Source organism: Leifsonella bigeumensis (assembly GCF_039537265.1).
GTDB classification, from domain to species: domain Bacteria; phylum Actinomycetota; class Actinomycetes; order Actinomycetales; family Microbacteriaceae; genus Terrimesophilobacter; species Terrimesophilobacter bigeumensis.
The window spans coordinates 1,050,086-1,068,442 of sequence record NZ_BAABAE010000003.1 but is presented as its reverse complement, the minus strand read 5'-3'; the positions used below and the strand labels follow the sequence as shown (position 1 = coordinate 1,068,442).

Annotated in this window: 19 protein-coding genes and 1 tRNA gene; 10 read left to right on the top strand and 10 right to left on the bottom strand. The window is 67.1% G+C overall.

All coding sequences use genetic code 11. The features are described 5' to 3' along the window. Positions 1-28: 28 nt before the first annotated feature. From ABD678_RS10320 to ABD678_RS10310, 3 genes are read right to left on the bottom strand one after another with little or no spacing between them, the layout of a single operon-like run. Positions 29-1,684: an ABC transporter permease gene (locus ABD678_RS10320; RefSeq protein WP_344756325.1), complete on the bottom strand. Its 1,656-nt coding sequence runs from the start codon at positions 1,682-1,684 to the stop codon at positions 29-31. Then, positions 1,681-2,586 carry an ABC transporter ATP-binding protein gene (locus ABD678_RS10315; protein WP_344756323.1) on the bottom strand — a complete coding sequence of 302 codons (906 nt, stop codon included), beginning with the start codon at positions 2,584-2,586 and terminating at the stop codon, positions 1,681-1,683. The genes ABD678_RS10320 and ABD678_RS10315 overlap by 4 nt, the downstream gene beginning before the upstream one ends. Next, positions 2,583-3,254 carry a TetR/AcrR family transcriptional regulator gene (locus ABD678_RS10310; protein WP_344756321.1) on the bottom strand — a complete coding sequence of 224 codons (672 nt, stop codon included), beginning with the start codon at positions 3,252-3,254 and terminating at the stop codon, positions 2,583-2,585. Before ABD678_RS10310 ends, ABD678_RS10315 begins: the two co-directional genes overlap by 4 nt. A 125-nt stretch (positions 3,255-3,379) precedes the next feature. Between ABD678_RS10310 and ABD678_RS10305 the strand changes: the two genes are divergently transcribed. Continuing rightward, positions 3,380-4,450: an alpha/beta fold hydrolase gene (locus ABD678_RS10305; RefSeq protein ID WP_344756319.1), complete on the top strand. Its 1,071-nt coding sequence runs from the start codon at positions 3,380-3,382 to the stop codon at positions 4,448-4,450. Between the two features lie 158 nt (positions 4,451-4,608). Further along, positions 4,609-4,824, top strand: coding sequence for a tautomerase family protein (locus tag ABD678_RS10300; RefSeq protein WP_344756317.1), 216 nt, complete (start codon positions 4,609-4,611; stop codon positions 4,822-4,824). On the opposite strand, the gene ABD678_RS10295 is transcribed toward ABD678_RS10300, so the two are convergent. The 3 genes from ABD678_RS10295 to ABD678_RS10285 form a co-directional block, all read right to left on the bottom strand. Continuing rightward, on the bottom strand, positions 4,821-6,503 hold the full coding sequence (locus ABD678_RS10295; RefSeq protein WP_344756315.1) for an ABC1 kinase family protein: 1,683 nt from the start codon (positions 6,501-6,503) through the stop codon (positions 4,821-4,823). The two genes, ABD678_RS10300 and ABD678_RS10295, sit on opposite strands and share 4 nt — an antisense overlap. 65 nt (positions 6,504-6,568) lie before the next feature. Beyond that, positions 6,569-7,087: a PadR family transcriptional regulator gene (locus ABD678_RS10290; protein ID WP_344756313.1), complete on the bottom strand. Its 519-nt coding sequence runs from the start codon at positions 7,085-7,087 to the stop codon at positions 6,569-6,571. A gap of 77 nt (positions 7,088-7,164) precedes the next feature. Beyond that, entirely contained in the window at positions 7,165-8,577 is a 1,413-nt protein-coding gene (locus ABD678_RS10285) for an HNH endonuclease signature motif containing protein (protein WP_344756311.1), read from the bottom strand. A 71-nt stretch (positions 8,578-8,648) separates the two neighbouring features. Between ABD678_RS10285 and ABD678_RS10280 the strand changes: the two genes are divergently transcribed. Together ABD678_RS10280 and ABD678_RS10275 are read left to right on the top strand one after the other, a co-directional pair. Next, positions 8,649-9,128: a GNAT family N-acetyltransferase gene (locus tag ABD678_RS10280; protein ID WP_344756309.1), complete on the top strand. Its 480-nt coding sequence runs from the start codon at positions 8,649-8,651 to the stop codon at positions 9,126-9,128. 71 nt (positions 9,129-9,199) lie between these two features. Then, entirely contained in the window at positions 9,200-9,532 is a 333-nt protein-coding gene (locus tag ABD678_RS10275; protein WP_344756307.1) for a GNAT family N-acetyltransferase, read from the top strand. Between the two features lie 281 nt (positions 9,533-9,813). On the opposite strand, the gene ABD678_RS10270 is transcribed toward ABD678_RS10275, so the two are convergent. From ABD678_RS10270 to ABD678_RS10260, 3 genes are all read right to left on the bottom strand, one after another. Further along, entirely contained in the window at positions 9,814-10,488 is a 675-nt protein-coding gene (locus ABD678_RS10270; protein ID WP_344756305.1) for an SDR family NAD(P)-dependent oxidoreductase, read from the bottom strand. 184 nt (positions 10,489-10,672) lie between these two features. Then, positions 10,673-11,011, bottom strand: a complete 339-nt coding sequence (locus ABD678_RS10265) for a YciI family protein (RefSeq protein WP_344756303.1) — start codon at positions 11,009-11,011, stop codon at positions 10,673-10,675. Positions 11,012-11,074: 63 nt separating this feature from the next. Next, positions 11,075-11,159: transfer RNA gene (locus ABD678_RS10260), tRNA-Leu, on the bottom strand. A gap of 94 nt (positions 11,160-11,253) precedes the next feature. On the opposite strand from ABD678_RS10260, the gene ABD678_RS10255 reads away from it, so the two are divergent. Genes ABD678_RS10255 through mshC form a run of 3 tightly spaced genes read left to right on the top strand, consistent with a single transcriptional unit; the run spans position 11,254 to position 14,712 of the window. After that, positions 11,254-12,567 carry a M20/M25/M40 family metallo-hydrolase gene (locus ABD678_RS10255; protein WP_344756301.1) on the top strand — a complete coding sequence of 438 codons (1,314 nt, stop codon included), beginning with the start codon at positions 11,254-11,256 and terminating at the stop codon, positions 12,565-12,567. A gap of 40 nt (positions 12,568-12,607) precedes the next feature. Continuing rightward, complete coding sequence (locus ABD678_RS10250; RefSeq protein WP_344756299.1) at positions 12,608-13,462, top strand: undecaprenyl-diphosphate phosphatase; 855 nt, start codon at positions 12,608-12,610, stop codon at positions 13,460-13,462. Next, positions 13,459-14,712 carry a cysteine--1-D-myo-inosityl 2-amino-2-deoxy-alpha-D-glucopyranoside ligase gene (gene mshC / locus ABD678_RS10245; protein WP_344756297.1) on the top strand — a complete coding sequence of 418 codons (1,254 nt, stop codon included), beginning with the start codon at positions 13,459-13,461 and terminating at the stop codon, positions 14,710-14,712. The genes ABD678_RS10250 and mshC overlap by 4 nt, the downstream gene beginning before the upstream one ends. Here the strand turns inward: mshC and ABD678_RS10240 are convergent, their stop codons facing one another. Beyond that, positions 14,713-15,591 carry a PAC2 family protein gene (locus tag ABD678_RS10240; protein ID WP_344756295.1) on the bottom strand — a complete coding sequence of 293 codons (879 nt, stop codon included), beginning with the start codon at positions 15,589-15,591 and terminating at the stop codon, positions 14,713-14,715. It abuts the gene before it with no gap. 76 nt (positions 15,592-15,667) lie between these two features. Between ABD678_RS10240 and ABD678_RS10235 the strand changes: the two genes are divergently transcribed. The 3 genes from ABD678_RS10235 to ABD678_RS10225 all read left to right on the top strand — a co-directional run bounded on the left by ABD678_RS10235 (position 15,668) and on the right by ABD678_RS10225 (position 18,356). Further along, on the top strand, positions 15,668-16,357 hold the full coding sequence (locus ABD678_RS10235) for an HAD family hydrolase (RefSeq protein ID WP_344756293.1): 690 nt from the start codon (positions 15,668-15,670) through the stop codon (positions 16,355-16,357). Next, positions 16,354-17,361: a tRNA (adenine-N1)-methyltransferase gene (locus tag ABD678_RS10230; protein ID WP_344756291.1), complete on the top strand. Its 1,008-nt coding sequence runs from the start codon at positions 16,354-16,356 to the stop codon at positions 17,359-17,361. Before ABD678_RS10235 ends, ABD678_RS10230 begins: the two co-directional genes overlap by 4 nt. A gap of 65 nt (positions 17,362-17,426) precedes the next feature. Continuing rightward, entirely contained in the window at positions 17,427-18,356 is a 930-nt protein-coding gene (locus tag ABD678_RS10225) for an FKBP-type peptidyl-prolyl cis-trans isomerase (RefSeq protein ID WP_344756289.1), read from the top strand. The last annotated feature ends 1 nt before the right edge of the window (position 18,357 follow it).

The window sequence follows — 18,357 nt, the reverse complement described above, 5'->3', positions numbered from 1 at the left end:
AGTCGCCTCTCAGGCCCCGACCATCGGCTCAGGCGCTTGTCATGTCCCTCGAACGCAGCCGCCACAACCCGAGTGCTCCCGCGATGATCGCGAGCATCGTGAGCACGATGAGCGGGAGCGCCGCGAAGTCCTGGCCCAGCCGCGGAACGGCGCTGAACGGCGTGTTCTGGACTACCCAGTCGGGAAGGCCGAAGAGGTCCCCGAACATCGAGAGCAACACGGCGACACCGTAGAGTCCCCAGGTGACGGCCGAGGCCGCTCGCGGGAGGAACGCAGCGCACAGGACCACCACTCCGATCACGAGCAGGATCGACGGCCAGTAGGCGATCGACGCGACCATGTACCGGTTGGCCTGGCTCGCATCCCCGACCGCTGCGCCGAACGCGAGCCCGATCGCAGCACCGCTCAGGGCCAGCAAGACGAGCGACAGGACGGCGGGAACGGCCATGCGGATCGCGGCCCAACGGATCCGCGAGATCGCGGACGACCACTGTGCTTCGGCGCGCCCGGTCGACTCCTCCGACCGGATCGTGTCACTGCTCTGCAGGGCGAAGGCCGCGACGAGCAGGGCGTTGGCCATCGTGAAGAAGCCGAGCAGGCCATCCAGGAGATCCTTCGACGGTCCGATGAAGGCCTGCGCGATGGGGTTGTCGCCGGACAGGAGGTCCGCCATCGCCGTGGCGACGCCGCCGAAGAACAGTGCGCCGACGAGGATGCCGACCGTCCACCCGATGACGGAGGATCTCTGGAGGCGCAGCGTCAGCCCGAGTTGCGTTCGGCCGAATGCCGACGCCTCCCTGCGGCCGACTCGATCGGGCAGGATGCCGGCGCCGAGGTCCCGTGTGCGTTCGAGTGCGAGCGCGATGCTGCACAGGATGACGGTGACGACGACGCACAGGATGATCGGCCACCACAGGTTCTCGCCGTACGATCTGGCCTGCTGCCCCCAGCCGAGGGGGGAGAGCCAGGTGAACCAGGCCGCGCGGTCGCCCTCTGCCCTGACGTCGGCGACCGCGCGGATGAGATAGGCGACGGCGAGCACGGCGGAGGCCAGTGCGTTCGCTCCACGACTGGTCGTGGCGAGCTGGCCGGTCACGGCGGCGATCCCGAGGAAGACGAGCGCGACGCCGACGAACGATGCCCCCATGAGCAGGGCGCCCTCGGCCGGGAGGCCCTGGGTGATGGCCAGGGCCGAGCACGCCAGTCCGACGATCGCGGCGAAGACGGCGAACACCGTCCAGTTCGCGAGTGAGTAGGCGTGCCGTCCGAGAACGCCTGCTCTCAGCAGTTCGGTGCGGCCGCTCTCCTCCTCGGCGCGGCCGTTGCGGGTGACCAGGAAGACGACCGCGAGGGAGAGTGCGATGGCCACCGTCATCCACAGTTTGATGTTGAGGATGCCGCCGAGTGTGCCGGCCGCATAGGGCAGACCGGTGAGCGCGGCGATCGCCGGCGTGTTCGCAACCTCGGCGTACGCGTCGCGTGCGTCCTGGGTAGGGAAGAGTTCGCGCTGCGAGTCGATCACGAGCGGGATCATGCCGGCGAGCACGACGAGCCAGATGAGCATCCTGAGCCAGTTGCGGCGCACGATGAAGCCCATCATGGTGCCGGCGCCGGTGGCAGCCGATCCGGTAGTGGTCGTACCGGTCGTGGCCATTCTGGTGGCGGCCGTTCCGGTGGTGCTCATTCGGATGCCGCCGCGTGCACGCCGTAGTGGCGGAGGAAGAGCTCTTCGAGCGATGGGGGAGTGGAGACGAGTTCGCGGGGGTTCAGCGGCGCCAGGACGGCGAGCACCTCAGGCAGCACGCGGCTGTCGACGGTGAACGTCGCGTGTCCGCCGTCGGCGACCAGGTCGTGCACACCGTCGATCGTGGAGAGCGCCGACGGGTCGCCGTCCAGTGTCACGGTGATCGTCGATCGCTGGAGGTGCCGGAGTTCGGACAACGTGCCCGATTCGACGGTACACCCGTCGCGGATGATGGTCACGGTGTCGCACAGCTTCTCCACTTCGGCGAAGATGTGGCTCGAGAGGAGCACCGACTTTCCTTCGGCCCGCGCTTCGGACACGCATTCGGTGAACACGCCCTCCATGAGCGGGTCGAGTCCGTTGGTCGGTTCGTCGAGGAACAGCAGTTCCGCTCGGCTCGCGAATGCGGAGACGAGGCCGACCTTCTGCCGGTTGCCCTTGGAATAGCTGCGCGCCTTCTTCGTGGGGTCCAGGTCGAAGCGCTGGAGGAAGGAATCCACCCGCGCGCGGTCGAGGTCGCCGCGCAGTGAGCCGAGGATGTCGATGGCCTCTCCGCCGGTGAGGTTCGGCCAGAGCGTGACGTCGCCGGCCACGTAGGCGACGCGGCGGTGGAGTTCGACGGCATCCTTCCACGGGTCGCCGCCCAGGAGCCTCGCACGGCCGCCATCCGCCCTGAGCAGGCCGAGCAGGATGCGAATGGTCGTCGTCTTGCCGGAACCGTTCGGGCCGAGGAAGCCTGCGACGGTTCCCGTCTCGATGCGCAGGTCGAGCCCGTCGAGCGCTCGAGTGGAGCCGAAGTTCTTCTCGAGCCCTGCGACGTCGACAGCGAGTGTCGTGGTCATGGTGTCGTCTCCGATTCGGTGGTTGAAGCGTGGTTGGCATAGCGGAGGTATTCGTCGAGGAAGCGTCTGTCAGCGATGACGCCCTCGGTGTAGAGCTCAAGGGTCGGCAGTGTGATCTCGTCGACGATCCTGCGCACCGTCGGGCCGACCTCTGCGAGCTCGAGCTGCGGCTGGAGCGAGAGTTGCAGGATGATGCCGCCGAGGCTCGAGGTGACGAGGTACCGTGCCCTGGCGGCGGGGTCGCGGCTCGATCGTACGACGCCGGATGCGACGCCTTCCTCGGAGAACGCGATCGCCTCCTCGATCAAGTGCTCGAGGATCTGCTTCCCTGCCGGCCCGCCCTCGCGGACGCTGCGCAGGATGTAGACGAACATCGCGGCGTAGTCGTCGAGTTCCGCGATCATCCACATCGACTGGGCCGGCGGCCTGGCGATGCCGTCGCTCTTGAGCACCCGGTACAGGCGGACGACCTCGGTGTCGCACTCGGTGCGCAGGTTCGCCTTGGAGCCGAAGTGGTGCGTGATGAGCCCTGCGCTCACGCCGGCGTGGGCCGCGATGTCGCGAACGCTGGCGCCGAAGCCGCGCGCGGCGAAGACCTCGATGGCCGAGTTCCGAAGGCGGGCGCGCGCCGTGAGGTCGCTCTCCGGCGCCGGCTCCGCTGTACGCACGTCCAAGAGACTATACAGGTGTATAACGCACGTCAAGACGGAGTTCACTGGTACCGTTCGTCGCTTGCAGCAGGGCCGCGCCGGCGTCACCGGGACGCGAGGTCCCTTGCGGGTAGAATCCGCAGATGAGGAACGCGGTCTCGTTTACGACATCGTCCGACGGTACCCGCATCGCGTGGTCTCGCCATGGCAGTGGTCCGCCACTGGTTCGGGTTGCGACGTGGCTCACCCATCTGGATTACGACTGGTCCAGCCCGCTATGGAGCCACTGGCTCACCGAACTCGGCCAACGATTTACTGTCATCAGGTACGACGATCGGGGGAGCGGCCTGTCCGATCGTGATCCGCAGGCTTACGGACTCGATCAGTGGGTTGCCGACCTCGAGGCGGTCGTGTCGGCCGCGGGGTTGTCCAGTTTCACGTTGCTCGGCATGTCGCAGGGAGGCGCCGTCGCTGTCGAATACGCACGTCGCCATCCAGACCAGGTTACGAACCTGCTCCTCTGGGGGGCGTACGGTCGTGCAGCCATGGAGAGAGCCGTCACAGATCTGGAACGGGAGGAGATCGAGCTCGAGTGGCAGATGATCAAGCTGGGTTGGGGGCGTGCGGACCCGATCTACCGACGGGTGTTCACGTCGTCGATGATCCCTGAAGCGACGGAGATACAGTTGCGATGGTTCGACGAGTTGCAGCGTCGGTCGATGTCGCCGGAGGCCGCGCTGGCGAGCGCTCGAGCACGTTCGACGGTGAACGTGGCTTCGTCAGCGCGTGAGGTGTCGGCTCGTACCCTGGTGTTGCATGCCGATGGTGACCGTAGTGTGCCTTTTGAGGAGGGCCGGCGACTTGCCGGGCTCATCCCGGATGCCCGCTTCGTGTCGCTGCGCGGCCGCAACCACATCCTGCTCGCCGATGAGCCCGCGTGGCCTGAGTTCCTCGGAGAAGTGACGGATTTCGCCGGAGGGGCGGCCCCAAAACAGCCCGCACCCGAATTGACTTCGCGAGAACTCGAAGTCCTTCGACTCGTCGCGCAGGGCTATAGCAACGAGGGCGTCGGGTCTCTCCTGTCGTTGAGCACGCGCACAGTGGAGCGACATTTGTCGAACCTGTACGCAAAGCTGTCGCTTGTCGGCAAGTCCGCACGTGCCGCCGCTGCTGCGCGGCTGCCGGAGCTGGAGGACGGGCATCCACGGCTCTGAACCCTGAATCCCGAATCAGAGCGCCCGACTACGTGGTACCCGAAACTTCTCGTCGCGGTGAGCGCCAAATCCGTCGGGTACCCCCGATGTGCTCAGGTACGTCTCTTCTTAGCGTTGAAAGCGTTCCATTCAAGCAACTGAATTCTGAGGAGAGCATCATGCCGTTCATCAACGTCAAGATCATTGAGGGTGTTTTCTCACCCGAGCAGAAGCACGAGATCATCCGGACCCTGACCGACACCATGGTGAAGATCGAGGGGGAGAACATGCGCTCGGTGACGTGGTGCGTGGTCGAAGAAGTGAGCAGTGGTGACTGGGGAATCGCCGGCAAGCCCCTCAGCACGGAGGACGTGTTGACCCTCGCACGCGGTTAGTGATCTCGGCCTCGGCCGCTCACTCCTGCGAACACCGCGTGAAGCAGGGGGAGCGCCGAGGCCGAGATCAGTACCCAACCGAACACTTCGTCAATCTGCCGGAGGAAGATTCCGCCGAGGAGCAGCCCCGCGAAGACGGCGGCGGAGACCACTCGCTGACCGAGCCGCTCGAGTGCGCGCAGCCGGTGTTCGATCGCGGGGATCTCGATCGAGAGGCGGCCTCTCTGGATGAGTGTGCTGAGGTCGTCGAGTTGCCGTGGCAGGCGTGCGATGACTCCGAGGGTGTCGACGGCCTGTGCGAACAGCGCCCTCGCGGCGTTTCCGCGTTGGTCGTTCGTGAGCCGCGCTGCGTAGGGCTCGATCGCCGTCCAGATGTTGAAGGCCGGGTTGAGGGCTGTCGAGACTCCCGAGGTCACCGATATGGCTCGGATGATGAGGAGCAGGTTCTCCGGGAGCTGGAACGGCATCGTGCGCACGACGACTCCGAACTTGTCGGCGAAGTCCTTGTACTCGTGCGGGTCGACCTTCTGCAACTCGGCGAAGCCCATCCCCCCGAACCGGTCGAACAGTTCGCTCATCGCCTGCTCGAGCGGGGCTCCCTCTGCAGAGGGCAGGAGCATCCCCATGGCGCGGATGCTGGCGACGAGGCCTTTCGCGTCCCGCGCGGCGACCGCGATGACGGCTCGCTGCAGGCCATCCCTGAGGTTGTCGGGAACCTGGCCCATCATGCCGAAATCGACGAAGGTGAGCACCCAATCCTGTGAGTTCGACGCCGGTGTCACGAAGATATTGCCGGGGTGCGGGTCTGCGTGGAAGAACCCGTGGGTGAAGAGCTGGTCGAACATGGCGCTCGCCAGCCCCTTGGCGACGGCGGTCGGGTCGATTCCTGCTGCGGCGAGGGCCTTCCGGTCGTTGACCTTGATCGCGGTGACGTCGGACAGGGTCAGCACGCGCCGGGTGGTGCGTTCCCACACGACGGCGGGGACCTGCACGCGCGGATTGTCGTGGAAGTTCTCGGCGAATCGTTCGGCGTTGGCGCCTTCGTGCAGGTAGTCGATCTCCTCCATGCTGACGGCGGCGAATTCCTTCAGAAGAGCGGGCAGATCGACGCGTCGGGAGATGAAGGGGACGCGGTCGAGCCATCCGGCGATCTTGCGCAATGCGGCAAGGTCGACCGTGACGATCGCGTCGACCCCTGGTCGCTGGATCTTCACGACGACGTTCTCGAACCCGACGAGTTCGGCGTCGGCGGGGGAGAGCTTCGCGCGATGCACCTGTCCGAGGGAGGCCGCCGCGACCGGTTCCGGGTCGAAGGAGGAGTATGCCTGTTCCAGCGGAACTCCGAGATCGGCCTCGGCGAGGGCGCGGACCTGGGTGAAGTCTGCAGGTGGTACTTCGTCCTGGAGAGCTTCGAGCTCACTCGTGATGGCGGGAGGGAGGACGTCGAGCCGGGACGACATGAACTGGCCGACTTTGATCATGAGGCCGCCGAGTCCGACGGCCATCGCGTGGAAGTGCTGCGCGATGTGCTGGGCTCGCTTCGAGCGCCCTCGACGCGACATCCAACCGAGTCCGAGGCGCGGCAGGAAGACTTCGAACCACCACTCCTGGGCGATGTACCGTGCGGCGAATCGCAGAATCCGCCGGTACCGCGCGCGCAGGTGTCGGGCCTTCGTCATCGATTCTCCCTGGTGCCGCCGGCGGGCGGCATCCGTTCAATCCTGGGCTGTCAGTCCTTGGGCTGTCAGTCTTGGGCGAGGATCGCGTAGAGCTTGCGGCGGGCCTCGTCGATTATGGCGACGGCCGCGTCGACCTGTTCCGGTGTTCCTCCGCGGGCGATCTGACTCGCCGCCTCTGCCAGTTTGACACCTGCCTTGGGCAAAACCATCGACCGTGAGGCATCTCTGACGCCGAGATTCTCCCAGGGCGCGGCGCCGCCGGCTGCGGCTTCGTCTTTTCCGCTGGCGGTGATCGAGTAGGTCTTCCGGCCGGAGGCTTCTTTCGCCTGGATGAGGCCTTCGTCCGCGAGGAGCTGGAGCGTCGGGTACACGGACCCGGCGCTCGGCTTCCATGCGCCGTTGCTGCGCTTCTCGATGTCCTGGATGATCTGGTAGCCATGCATCGGCCCCTCGGTCAGGATCGCGAGGATCGCTGCGCGAACATTCCCGCGACCCATCCTCGGTCCGATGCGGCGCCCGAACTCGGAGCGCAGGCTCTCGAACGTGTCCCACAGGCTGAGTCCGTGTTCGTGTGAACTGTTCATGATGGTCCTTCCCTGGGAGGGTGGCGCCGGGCGCGTCCCCGTCGGTTCAACGATACATCGTTGAGGGTCGAGAAGGGTCAGAATGGTGCGGGTGAATCCGCGTCGTGCAGGTCGTCGATGCTGCGCGCTGAGCTGAGTGCCGGGTCGGGCGGTGGTTCGGGTTCGAATCGTGGTCCCGGCGGTGCGGCGTCGCTGACGACTCGACCCAACGGACTGGTCCATTCGAGGATGCCGGGGCTGGTCTGTTTCACCGTCCAGCCACCGTGATGTTTCAGGGTGTGGTGTCCACGACACAGGCAGGCCAGATTGCCCGGAACCGTTCGACCGCCGTGTTCCCAGGGGATGGTGTGGTCGATATCGGTGTAGCGGGCATCCCGGTTGCAGACCGGGAACCCGCAATGCCGGTCCCGCTGCTCCAGATACCGTCGCAGACTCGAGGTCGGCCGATAATTGTCCGCGTTGATGACCATCCCGGTCACCGGATCGGTCAGCACCCGCACCAACTCCGGTGCCTGCGAGGCCAACCGGCACGCGGTATCCAGGTCGATCGGGCCACGTCCGAGCAGGGTAGCCGGCTCGTCACTCTCACCCAGCAGGGTGAAGGCCGGGATGAGGATCGCCACCTCAGCACGAATACCTGACGCGGGCGTGTGCGGGGCATCCTCACCGCACGCCGGCTCACCGGTCAACAACAGATCCATCGCCAGATCGGCACGGAGCTGATCGCGGGTACGCGGATCCCCGGTCGCGGCGACCGCCTTCGCCTGACGAGTCAGCCGATCGAATACCGCCGCCGCATACACGGTCGGCAACACCTGGACCAGCTCGGACATCCCCCCATCCAGATCCCGAATGGTAACTTTCCGCCCTTCACGGGCCCGAGCATGACGCTCTTCGAAACTTTCCGCCCGCAACCGGGCCGCCGCAATCTTCGCCGTCGCAGCAAGCCTGCCCGGCGTGGTCTCCTCCGCACGCTCCAACGTGATCCGCTGATACTCGTCGAGAGCAGCCGGCTCGATGCCCACTGCGTGCTCCAGAATCACCCGCGCATGCCCGAAAGAGATGCGATCGGCACCGAGCGCATCCAAAACCGAAGGCAGGGTGTGAACGAGCGCCGTCGCCCGGCCCATCATCGCCTGCACCGTACGATCGGACATCCGGGTCGCCACCGCGATCTCCGCTGCCATCGAACGCCAGGCGATCTCGCGAGAGTCACCGTGTGCGGAGGGCGCCTCCGCCTCCGCCGACTCCAGCGCGAGCGCTTCGAGCCGGGCCAGGCACTGCTGCTCGCGGGCCTCCGCCGACGCCTTGATCGCCCGAGCCTCCAGGAGCGCGTCAATGCACTCCTGCGCCTCGTTGGATTCACCATTCTCGAACAGCCACCGCTCGGCCGACCACGATGCCACCATCGCGTCGAACTCGGCGTCGAAATCCTCCTGAACGGCATCCGCGTGGATCGGCGATGTCTCGTCGATCCGGATGCTTTCCATACTCCAAGGCAACACCCCGCCACCGACATTCGCGGCCGTTCTCCACAGGGCTCAACGGGTAGCATCCGAGCATGACGGAAAGCGTTCGACGGGCTACGGCAGGGGACACCGACGCCATCGGTCAGGTGCACTACGACGCCCACATCGAGACCTATACCGGCCATTTTCCGGCCGGCGTCATCGAGGGGTTTCCGCCCGGCGAGCGCGCCCGGATGTGGCGGCGCACGATCGACGACGGGCTCGGCGAGCTGTGGGTCGCGGATGTCGATGGGAACATCGTCGGGTTCGCTTCGACCCTCCCGAGTCGCGACGAGAACCCTCCGCGCGACCTGGAGCTCGGCGCGATCTACCTCCTGGCGGCCCACCACGGTTCGGGCCTCGGTCAGGCACTCCTGGATGCTGCGCTCGGCGACCGCCCCGCCTCGCTCTGGGTGCTTGAGGAGAACCCGCGTGCGACCGCGTTCTACCGCCGCAACGGTTTCCAGCCTGATGGAGCCGAGAAGATCGACCCGCGGTTCGGCGACGTGCGCGAGATCCGTCTCGTGCGCTGATCGGGCACTGCACCGTAGAGCAGGTCGCACCGTCTCAGCGGCGCGCAGCATCCGATGATTGACTTGTTCCTATGACGAATGACGAGACGCCCGCCACCGCTCCCGACCGGTTCACGATCGAGGACATGCCCGCTTCCACGCAGTACGAGCTGCGTGACGCCGAGACGACGATCGGGTTCGCCGAGTACCACGATCGCGGCGACAGCCGCCTCTTCACGCACACGGTCGTCGACAGCAGCTACGGAGGGCAGGGCCTCGGTACGCGCCTTGCGCGCCACGTGCTCGAGGATGCCGTGGCGCAGGGCAAGAGGATCGTGCCGATCTGCCCGTTCATCGCCGCCTACCTCAAGCGTCACCCTGAGTATGAGGCGAACGTCGACTGGCCGGATGCGGTGGCCGGCTGAGCTCGGCGATCGGATGCGACGCCGACACGGCCGGTGAGGTGAGGGCCTGAGACTGGCTCCGCCCTGGCATCCGGAGAATACTGGGGCTATGCACCCCATCGAATACGTACTCCTGACGATCGGAACGATCGTCGCCATCCTCGGAGTCTTCGCGCTCTTCGCGATGATCAGGTCGCACTCGCACTGAGGCGGATTCATGCCGGCCGAGGGTCTCCACGGGGGATGCGCCGGGGCGGGCCGAAGGGCACGGCATCCCGTGGCGTCCAGCAACGGACGCGCGGTCAGTACGTCGCGCGGCCGCCGCTGATGTCGTAGACCGCGCCGGTCGAGAAACTGACCTTGTCCGACGACAGCCAGGCCACCAGCTCGGCAACCTCCTCGGCACGACCCACGCGTTTCATCGGGATGAGGCTCGTGATGTGTGCGAGCACATCTGGCGCCGTGTTGTCGTTCATCGGGGTCGCGATCACCGCTGGGGCGATCGCGTTGGCGAGGACACCTGTCGTTGCGAGTTCCTTGCCCGCCGATTTCGTCAGGGCGATCACAGCGGCCTTCGAGGCCGAGTAGATCGAGAGGTTCGGGTTGCCGTCCTTGCCTGCCATGCTGGCGAAGTTCACGACCCGACCCCAGCCGCGCTCGACCATCCCGGGCACGAAGGCGCGCATGGTCGCCACTACTCCGAGCACGTTGACCTCGAACACGTTGCGCCAGTCGTCTGCCTTCGTTTCGACCAGGGGGATGCCGGGGCCCGGGATTCCCGCAGAGTTGACGAGGATGTCGACCGGGCCGATACCCGCGGACGCTTCGACGAACGCCTTCTCGTCGGTGATGTCCACCACGACATCGACGTCCCCGGCGATGTCGAGCGTGATGACGCGGATGCCGTCCGCGCGCAACCGCTCGGCCGTTGCGGCTCCGAGGCCACGGGCTCCACCCGTTACCAGCGCTGTTCTCATGTCGTGCTCTCCTTCGGTAGCCGGCGCGGCTGCATCGCTGCCGCCAGGTAGATCTGGTCAATAGACCGTATACAATATCGGCTCAAGCCGAAACCCCCTGGCGGCTGGTTCACCAACCTCAGCGCACAGGATGGTCAGGTCGCACTCGCACTAGCAGAGGGGCGGTCGGGGCAGGCTCCCTGGCCTAGCTCTGAGGGTCGTACCCGAATTCGCGTAGTTCCTGTGAGCAACGGCAGGCCACCGCGATCTTGCGGGCCCACTCCACGGCGGCCCCGCGGTCGGGCAGTTCGAGGACGGTGAAGCCGCCTCTGATCTCGATGCCCGGATAGGTCTCGCTCGACACCGAGCCGTCGGCCGCGACCAGCACGGGGGCGACACTCTCGTCGATGCCGCCGCCGAACACATAGACGCCGGCGACCTTCGCCTCCTCGATGACGGCATGGGACTCAGCGACGACCGTGGGGAACTCCTCCTCGGTCAGCACCATGGCTTCGCTGGGGAAGGAGATGAGGTATTTGGTCATGCCCCATGATGCGGCGCCGGTGCCGTGGGTGGCAAGCAGCGAAATGCAGGTTGGAGTTCGTTGTGTCCGAAGGGGGACTTGAACCCCCACGCCCTATACGGGCACTAGCACCTCAAGCTAGCGCGTCTACCATTTCCGCCATCCGGACAGGATGTTTTTCGGCTTGCACCGACTCACGAGAATAGCATGTCCGGCAGGGCTCCATCGTCCCACCGGAGCGGCCAACAGGTAGCGTTGTGGGCATGACGACGGAACCCGCAGACGACTCCCTTGACGAGACCGCCATCATCGCGCGGGACCTCATCCGAATGGATACCACCAACTACGGCGAGGGCAAGTCGAACGGCGAGGTCGAGGCCGCGGAGTACCTCTCCGCGAAGCTCACGGCCATGGGCCTCGAGCCCGAGATGTTCGAGAGCGCGAAGGGGCGCGTGAGCGTTGTGGCGCGGGTTGAAGGCGCTGACCCTGCCAAGCCGGCGCTCGTCGTCCACGGCCACACGGATGTCGTCCCGGCCCAGCCGGACAACTGGTCGGTCGACCCGTTCGGCGGTGTCATCAAAGACGGCCTCCTCTGGGGACGCGGCGCCGTCGACATGAAGAACATGGACGCGATGATCGTCACCGCGCTCCAGGACATCCTCGGCAGCGGCCGCCAACCCGCCCGTGACCTCGTCATCGCGTTCTTCGCCGACGAGGAGGCCGGGGGGGTGTATGGCGCCCACTACCTCGTCGACCGGCATCCGGAACTCTTCGCCGGCGCGACCGAGGCGATCAGCGAGGTCGGCGGCTACTCCGTCACGCTCGGTAACCAGCGCTCCTACCTGCTCCAGACCGGCGAGAAGACGCTCCTCTGGATCAAACTCGTGGCCCGGGGCGTCGCCGCCCACGGCTCGCGGTACATCCAGGACAACGCGGTCACGAAACTGGCCGAGGCCGTCGCGAAGATCGGCCGCCGCGAATGGCCCATCCGGCTCACCGAGACCACGACGGCGCTGCTCGCCGAGGTGGCCCGCATCCTCGGCAAAGACCCTGAAAAAGTCGGCCCGGACGAACTCGCGATCGCCACCGGGACTGCGGCAGGCTTCATCCGCGCCACCCTGCGCACCACGAGCAACCCGACACTGCTGAGCGCCGGCTATAAGCACAACGTCATCCCGGACACCGCCGAAGCACTCATCGACATCCGTACCCTGCCCGGCGAGGAGGATGCCGTACTCGCCGAGGTCGCCGACCTCGTCGGACCCGACATCGAGGTCGTCGTCGTGCACCGCGACGTCGGCCTCGAGACGAGCTTCGACGGACCGCTCATCGAGGCGATGATCGCCACACTGAACGAACACGACCCCGGTGCACCCGTGCTGCCCTACCTGCTCTCGGGCGGCACCGACAACAAGGCACTCAGCAAGCTCGGGATCACCGGCTACGGCTTCGCCCCGCTGAAACTGCCAGCCGAGCTCGACTTTCCCGCCATGTTCCACGGCGTTGACGAACGGGTGCCGCTCGACGCATTAGTCTTTGGCAGGCGGGTCCTCACCGACCTGCTCCTGAACTACTAGCTCCGCAACGAGCTCCAGAACTCCAACAGAAAGCCGGCACGTGGGTCTGATCGAGGCGCTCATTCTCGGCCTGGTACAGGGTCTCACCGAGTTCCTTCCCATCTCCTCGAGCGCCCACCTGCGCATCGTGGGGGAGTTCCTGGGCAGCGGCGCAGACCCCGGCGCAGCCTTCACCGCCATCACCCAGCTCGGCACGGAGACCGCCGTCGTCGTGTACTTCTGGCACGACATCACCCGCATCATCGGGCGCTGGTTCCGCTCGCTCTTCGGCCGCATTCCGCGCAACGATCCGGATGCCAGGATCGGCTGGTTCATCATCCTCGGCAGCATCCCGATCGTGGTCCTCGGCATCGTCTTCCAGGACCAGATCGAGACGAACCTCCGCTCGCTCTGGATCGTCGCTTTCACACTCATCGGGTTCGGCATCCTGCTCGGCATCGCCGACTGGGTCGGCCGCAAGGAGCTGCGTCTCAAACAGCTCACCTGGCCGCACGCGATCGTCTACGGGCTCGCCCAGGCCCTCGCCCTCATCCCGGGGGTCTCCCGCTCGGGCGGCACGATCACGGCGGGGCTCTTCCTCGGCTACGAACGACGGGCCGCAGCGCGTTACTCGTTCCTGCTCGCGATCCCTGCGGTGTTTGGCAGCGGGCTGTTCCAGCTCTACAAGACGGTCAAGGACCCGTGCCTCGACGCGGCAGCCGGATGCGTCCCGGACATCTTCACCGGCTGGGAGATCGCGGCCGCGACCCTCGTGGCGTTCGTCGTCGGGTTCGCCGTCATCGCGTTCTTCATGAGCTACATCTCCAAGCGCTCGTTCCTGCCCTTCGTGATCTACCGCATCCTGCTCGGCGGAACCCTCGTCGCGCTCCTGTCCACCGGCGTCTTGCTGCCGTGAGGTCGTGGAATGCACCGGAGGTGCCGCGCCTGCCCGGCCGCGGCGGGCATCCGCACGTCTTCGACACCCCGAGCGGCGAGGTGCGGCCGGTTGTCGTCGACGAGGTCGCGCAGTTGTACGTCTGCGGCATCACGCCGTATGACGCCACCCATCTCGGACACGCCGCGACCTACCTCGCCTACGACACCCTGAACCGGGTGCTGCGCGACGCCGGGCACCGGGTCGACTACGTGCAGAACGTGACGGATGTCGACGATCCACTCCTCGAACGGGCGAAGGCCACCGGCACCGACTGGCGTGACCTGGCGGAATCGCAGATCGAGTTGTACCGCAGCGACATGGAGGCCCTGCGCATCATCCCGCCCGAACACTACGTCGGCGTCGTCGAGTCGATCGCCGCGATCGCTGCGGCCTGCCAGCGGTTGCTCGACGAGGGCTTCGCCTACTGGGTGGAGGCCACCGGCGACGACTCAGGCGGTGCTCCGGATGCCGCACCCGACCTCTACTTCGACCTGGCCGCCGCCGAGGACCTCACCCCCTGGCACCTCGGCCAGGAGAGCGGCCTCGACCGCGCCACGATGCTCGTGCTCTCAGCCGAGCGCGGGGGAGACCCAGGGCGCCCGGGCAAGCGCGACCCGCTCGATCCGCTCCTCTGGCGCGCGGAACGCTCCGGGGAGCCGGCCTGGGATTCACCGGTCGGCCGGGGCCGGCCCGGCTGGCACGTGGAATGCTCTGTCATCGGCGCGCAGCACCTCGACTCGCCGATCGCGCTCAACGGCGGCGGCTCCGACCTCGTCTTCCCGCACCACGAGCTGAGCGCAGCGCATTCTGCGGCGCTCACCGGCCGCGACTGGTCGCACTCCTACTCGCACGCCGGCATGGTCGCGCTCGACGGCGAGAAGATGAGCAAGTCGAAGGGGAACCTCGAGTTCGTCTCCCGGCTCGTCGCCGACGGCGTCGACCCGCGGGCCATCCGCCTGACGCTGCTCGCGCACCACTACCGCGCGGACTGGGAGTGGACGGACGGCGACCTCACCGCCGGAGTCGAGCGGTTGTCTCGCTGGGTCTCCTGGGCCACGTCGGCCACCGGCGCCGACGACCGCGTGCTCGAGCTCCTGCGCGACAGGCTCTCCGACGACCTCGACACTCCCGGCGCCCTCGCGCTGATCGACTCGAAGATCGCGTCCGGCAGCACACCGAGCACCGGCACGATCGCCGCCATCGACGCGCTCCTCGGCATCCGTCTGTAGCTACGGCCGGTCGCGCCCGTCCGCCTTGCCGTCTCGACGGCGCAGGTAGCGCTCGAACTCTTCCGCGATCGCCTCACCGCTCGCCTCCGGAGAGTCGACGGTGTCGCGTGCCTGCTCGAGCTGCTCGATGTAGTTGGCCATGTCGTCGTCCTCCTCGGCGAGGGCGTTGATCCCGCTCTCCCAGGCGGCCGACTCGTCGACGAGGTCGCCGCGCGGCACGACGACATCGATGATCTCCTCGAGGCGATCGATGATCGCGAGCGTCGCCTTGGGCGACGGCGCGTTGTGAACGTAGTGGGGCACGGATGCCCAGATCGACAGGGTGGGGATCCCGGCATCCTCTGCGGCCGCCGAGATCACCGAGAGGATGCCGACCGGCCCCTCGTAGGTGCTCTTCTCGACTCCGAGCCGGTCACGCACCTCGGCGTTCTCGCTGCTGACGAAGATGGAGATCGGCCGGGTGTGGGGCACGTCCGCGAGCATGGCGCCGAGCGTCACGATCCCGTCGATGCGATGCTCGCGCACGACCTCCATGATCTCGGCGGTGAACTGCTTCCAGCTCCTGGCCGGCTCCGTCCCGAGCAGCAGGTAGATGTTCCGAGCGGCATCGCCGGGGTCGGCGCCAGGATCGTCGCCGGGCCCGAACATCGTGACACTCGGCCAGACGAGGATCCGCCTGCCGTCGTCATCCATCGTCGTCATCGGACGGTTGAACTGGTAGTCGAAGTAGACCTCGGCGTCGACCTCGAGGATGGGATCGACCGAGAGCGCGTCGCGCAGGGTGCGCACGGCCCCGGTCGCCGCCTCACCCGCATCATTCCAGCCCTCGAAGGCGACGACGAGCAGGCGCCCGGTCAGGCCATTCGATCCTGCTGCCACACTCCACCTCCGCTTCAAGGATAGGTCCACCCGCCCTGGGGCGTGCGCCCGGTCCGCGCCCGTAGACTCGGTAGTCGTGACCAGCCCAACCCCCGCCGCCGTCCTGTGGGACATGGACGGCACCCTCGTCGACACGGAACCGTACTGGATGACGGCCGAGCGCGACCTCGTCGCCTCCTTCGGCGGCAGCTGGACGGCTGAGGACGGCCTCACGCTCGTCGGGGCCGGCCTGTGGCATTCGGCGAGCATCCTGCGCGGCCGCGGGGTCGACCTCGACGAGCAGGAGATCATCGACCACCTCACCGAGCGCGTGCTCGAGCAGGCGAGGAGGTCGATCCCGTGGCGTCCGGGAGCCCGCGAGCTCCTGCTGGAGCTGCGGGAGGCCGGGATCCCGACTGCTCTCGTCACGATGTCGATGCGACCGCTCGCCGAGCACATCGCGAACGACTTCGACCACCCGGTCTTCGCGACGATCGTCTCCGGCAGCGATGTCGAACATTCGAAGCCGCATCCGCAGCCCTATCTGAAGGCTGCAGCCATTCTCGGGGTCGACCCGAGGGACTGTGTGGCGATCGAGGACTCGGAACCCGGCCTCGCCTCGGCCACGGCATCCGGTGCTGTCGTGATCGGGGTTCCCGCCCACGTAAACCTGGCCCCGAGCCCCTCGTACACGCTCTGGCCGACACTGGCCGGCCGTACGGTCGCCGACCTCGGCGAGGCCTTCGCGGCACACACCTCGACAGCCGCGGAGGGAGTGAACCGATGAGCGGGGACGCCATCCGTCGCCAGAGCGGCCCGTTCCGTGCGGGCGACCGCGTGCAGCTCACCGGCCCCCGCGGCCGGCTCAACACCATCACGCTCGAGGAGGGCTCGGTGTTCCACACGCACCGCGGCATCCTCTCCCACGACTCCATCATCGGCGCCCCCGACGGCTCCGTCGTGACGAGCACCGTCGGCGATGAGTACCTGGCCCTGCGCCCACTGCTCACCGATTTCGTCATGTCGATGCCGCGTGGCGCCGCGATCGTCTATCCGAAGGATGCCGCCCAGATCCTCCTGGTCGGCGACATCTTCCCCGGGGCGACCGTCGTCGAAGCCGGCGTCGGCTCCGGAGCGCTTTCGCTCTCCCTCCTGCGCGCCATCGGTCCGACAGGCCGCCTCGTCTCCTTCGAGCGCCGCGAGGAGTTCGCGCGGGTCGCCCGAGGGAATGCGACCGCATTCCTCGGCGCAGAGCCGGCGAACTGGGAGGTGCGCCTCGGGGACCTCGCGCTCGAACTCGGAAACGCCGTGGATCCCGGGAGCGTCGATCGCATCGTGCTCGACATGCTCGCCCCCTGGGAGTGCCTCGAGGCCTCTTCCGACGCCCTCACGTCGGGCGGCGTGCTCGTCTGCTACGTCGCGACGGTCACCCAGCTCTCGCGGGTCGCCGAGGCCGTCAGGGCGACCGGATGCTTCACCGACCCCGAATCCTCGGAGACCATGGTGCGCGGCTGGCACGTCGAGGGCCTCGCCGTGCGCCCGGACCACCGGATGGTCGCCCACACCGGCTTCCTCCTCACGGCCAGGAGGCTCGCGCCCGGCACCGTGCTGCCGCAGCTCAAGCGCAAGGCCAAACCCGAGTACTCGGATGACGACATCGAGGCCTGGACTCCCGGCGCGCTCGGCCAGCGACAGGCGAGCGACAAGCGCGCACGCAAGGCGGCCAGGCAGGCGGAGTCTGCTGCGCGCCGCGCGACCGGTGCGCCCGGACAGCCCGAACCATCGGCCTAGAATTGTCGAAGCCCCGAACCACGACCGACCACGAAACGAGATCCCGAACGATGAAACGAGGACCCGTGCGCACCCTTCCCGTGCTGCTTCTGGCAGCAGGCATCATCGCGAGCCTCACCTCGTGTGCGCAGGGGCCGTTCGGGTCCGGTTGCGACTCGCCCGTGTCCTCCGGCGACGCCTCGGAGGTCGTCACGGCGACGGGTGAGTTCGGCAGCACGCCGACGATCGACTTCCCGACTCCGGTGGTCACCAAGAAGACCGAGCGGAGCACCCTCATCGCCGGTGACGGGGAGGAGCTTCACGACGGCGATGTCGCCGTCTTCAAGTACACCCTCCTGAACGGGTCGACCGGAGCGGTGCTCAGCCAGAGCGACTACTCGGGACTCGGCACGATCGTGACGCTCGGCGACTCGGCGACATCCTCCGTCACGGTCGGGCTCCGGTGCACGACGGTCGGATCGCGCGTCGCGATCGCCACCACCGCGGAGGGCGCCGGCCAGGCGAACTCGGGGTCGACCGACTCCTTCGTGTTCGTCGTAGACGTCCTCGATGCGTTCCCCGGTAAGGCGAACGGTACGGCGCAGATCCCGCAGGCCGGCATGCCGGCGGTCGTCACGGCGCCCAACGGCGCCCCCGGGATCACCATCCCGAAGCAGGATCCACCGTCGAAGCTCGCCGTCAACGTGCTGCAGGCCGGACACGGCGAACAACTCGAGGCCGGCGACCACATCGTGGTCAAGTACACCGCCGTGCTGTGGTCCGACAGCAGTGTCTTCGACTCCACCTGGACCGATGGGCAGGCGAAGATCATCACGCTCACCAAGTCCGACACCGTCACAGAAGGCCTCGTCACGGGGCTCGTGGGGCAGAAGATCGGCTCCCAGGTCCTCGTCGTCGTCCCGCCTGCACAGGGCTACGGCGATGCCGGCAGCAACAATGTGCCGTCCGGGTCGACCCTCGTCTACGTCGTCGATCTGCTCGGGCTCGCCGGATAAC

What these genes read in the sequence shown, in the direction of transcription:
- ABD678_RS10270 (WP_344756305.1), bottom strand. Translation starts at nt 10,488, where the DNA reads ATGAGAACAGCGCTGGTAACGGGTGGAGCCCGTGGCCTCGGAGCCGCA.
- ABD678_RS10275 (WP_344756307.1), top strand. Translation starts at nt 9,200, where the DNA reads ATGACGAATGACGAGACGCCCGCCACCGCTCCCGACCGGTTCACGATC.
- ABD678_RS10255 (WP_344756301.1), top strand. Translation starts at nt 11,254, where the DNA reads ATGACGACGGAACCCGCAGACGACTCCCTTGACGAGACCGCCATCATC.
- ABD678_RS10265 (WP_344756303.1), bottom strand. Translation starts at nt 11,011, where the DNA reads ATGACCAAATACCTCATCTCCTTCCCCAGCGAAGCCATGGTGCTGACC.
- ABD678_RS10285 (WP_344756311.1), bottom strand. Translation starts at nt 8,577, where the DNA reads ATGGAAAGCATCCGGATCGACGAGACATCGCCGATCCACGCGGATGCC.
- ABD678_RS10305 (WP_344756319.1), top strand. Translation starts at nt 3,380, where the DNA reads ATGAGGAACGCGGTCTCGTTTACGACATCGTCCGACGGTACCCGCATC.
- ABD678_RS10320 (WP_344756325.1), bottom strand. Translation starts at nt 1,684, where the DNA reads ATGAGCACCACCGGAACGGCCGCCACCAGAATGGCCACGACCGGTACG.
- ABD678_RS10300 (WP_344756317.1), top strand. Translation starts at nt 4,609, where the DNA reads ATGCCGTTCATCAACGTCAAGATCATTGAGGGTGTTTTCTCACCCGAG.
- ABD678_RS10230 (WP_344756291.1), top strand. Translation starts at nt 16,354, where the DNA reads ATGAGCGGGGACGCCATCCGTCGCCAGAGCGGCCCGTTCCGTGCGGGC.
- ABD678_RS10295 (WP_344756315.1), bottom strand. Translation starts at nt 6,503, where the DNA reads ATGACGAAGGCCCGACACCTGCGCGCGCGGTACCGGCGGATTCTGCGA.
- ABD678_RS10315 (WP_344756323.1), bottom strand. Translation starts at nt 2,586, where the DNA reads ATGACCACGACACTCGCTGTCGACGTCGCAGGGCTCGAGAAGAACTTC.
- ABD678_RS10280 (WP_344756309.1), top strand. Translation starts at nt 8,649, where the DNA reads ATGACGGAAAGCGTTCGACGGGCTACGGCAGGGGACACCGACGCCATC.
- ABD678_RS10290 (WP_344756313.1), bottom strand. Translation starts at nt 7,087, where the DNA reads ATGAACAGTTCACACGAACACGGACTCAGCCTGTGGGACACGTTCGAG.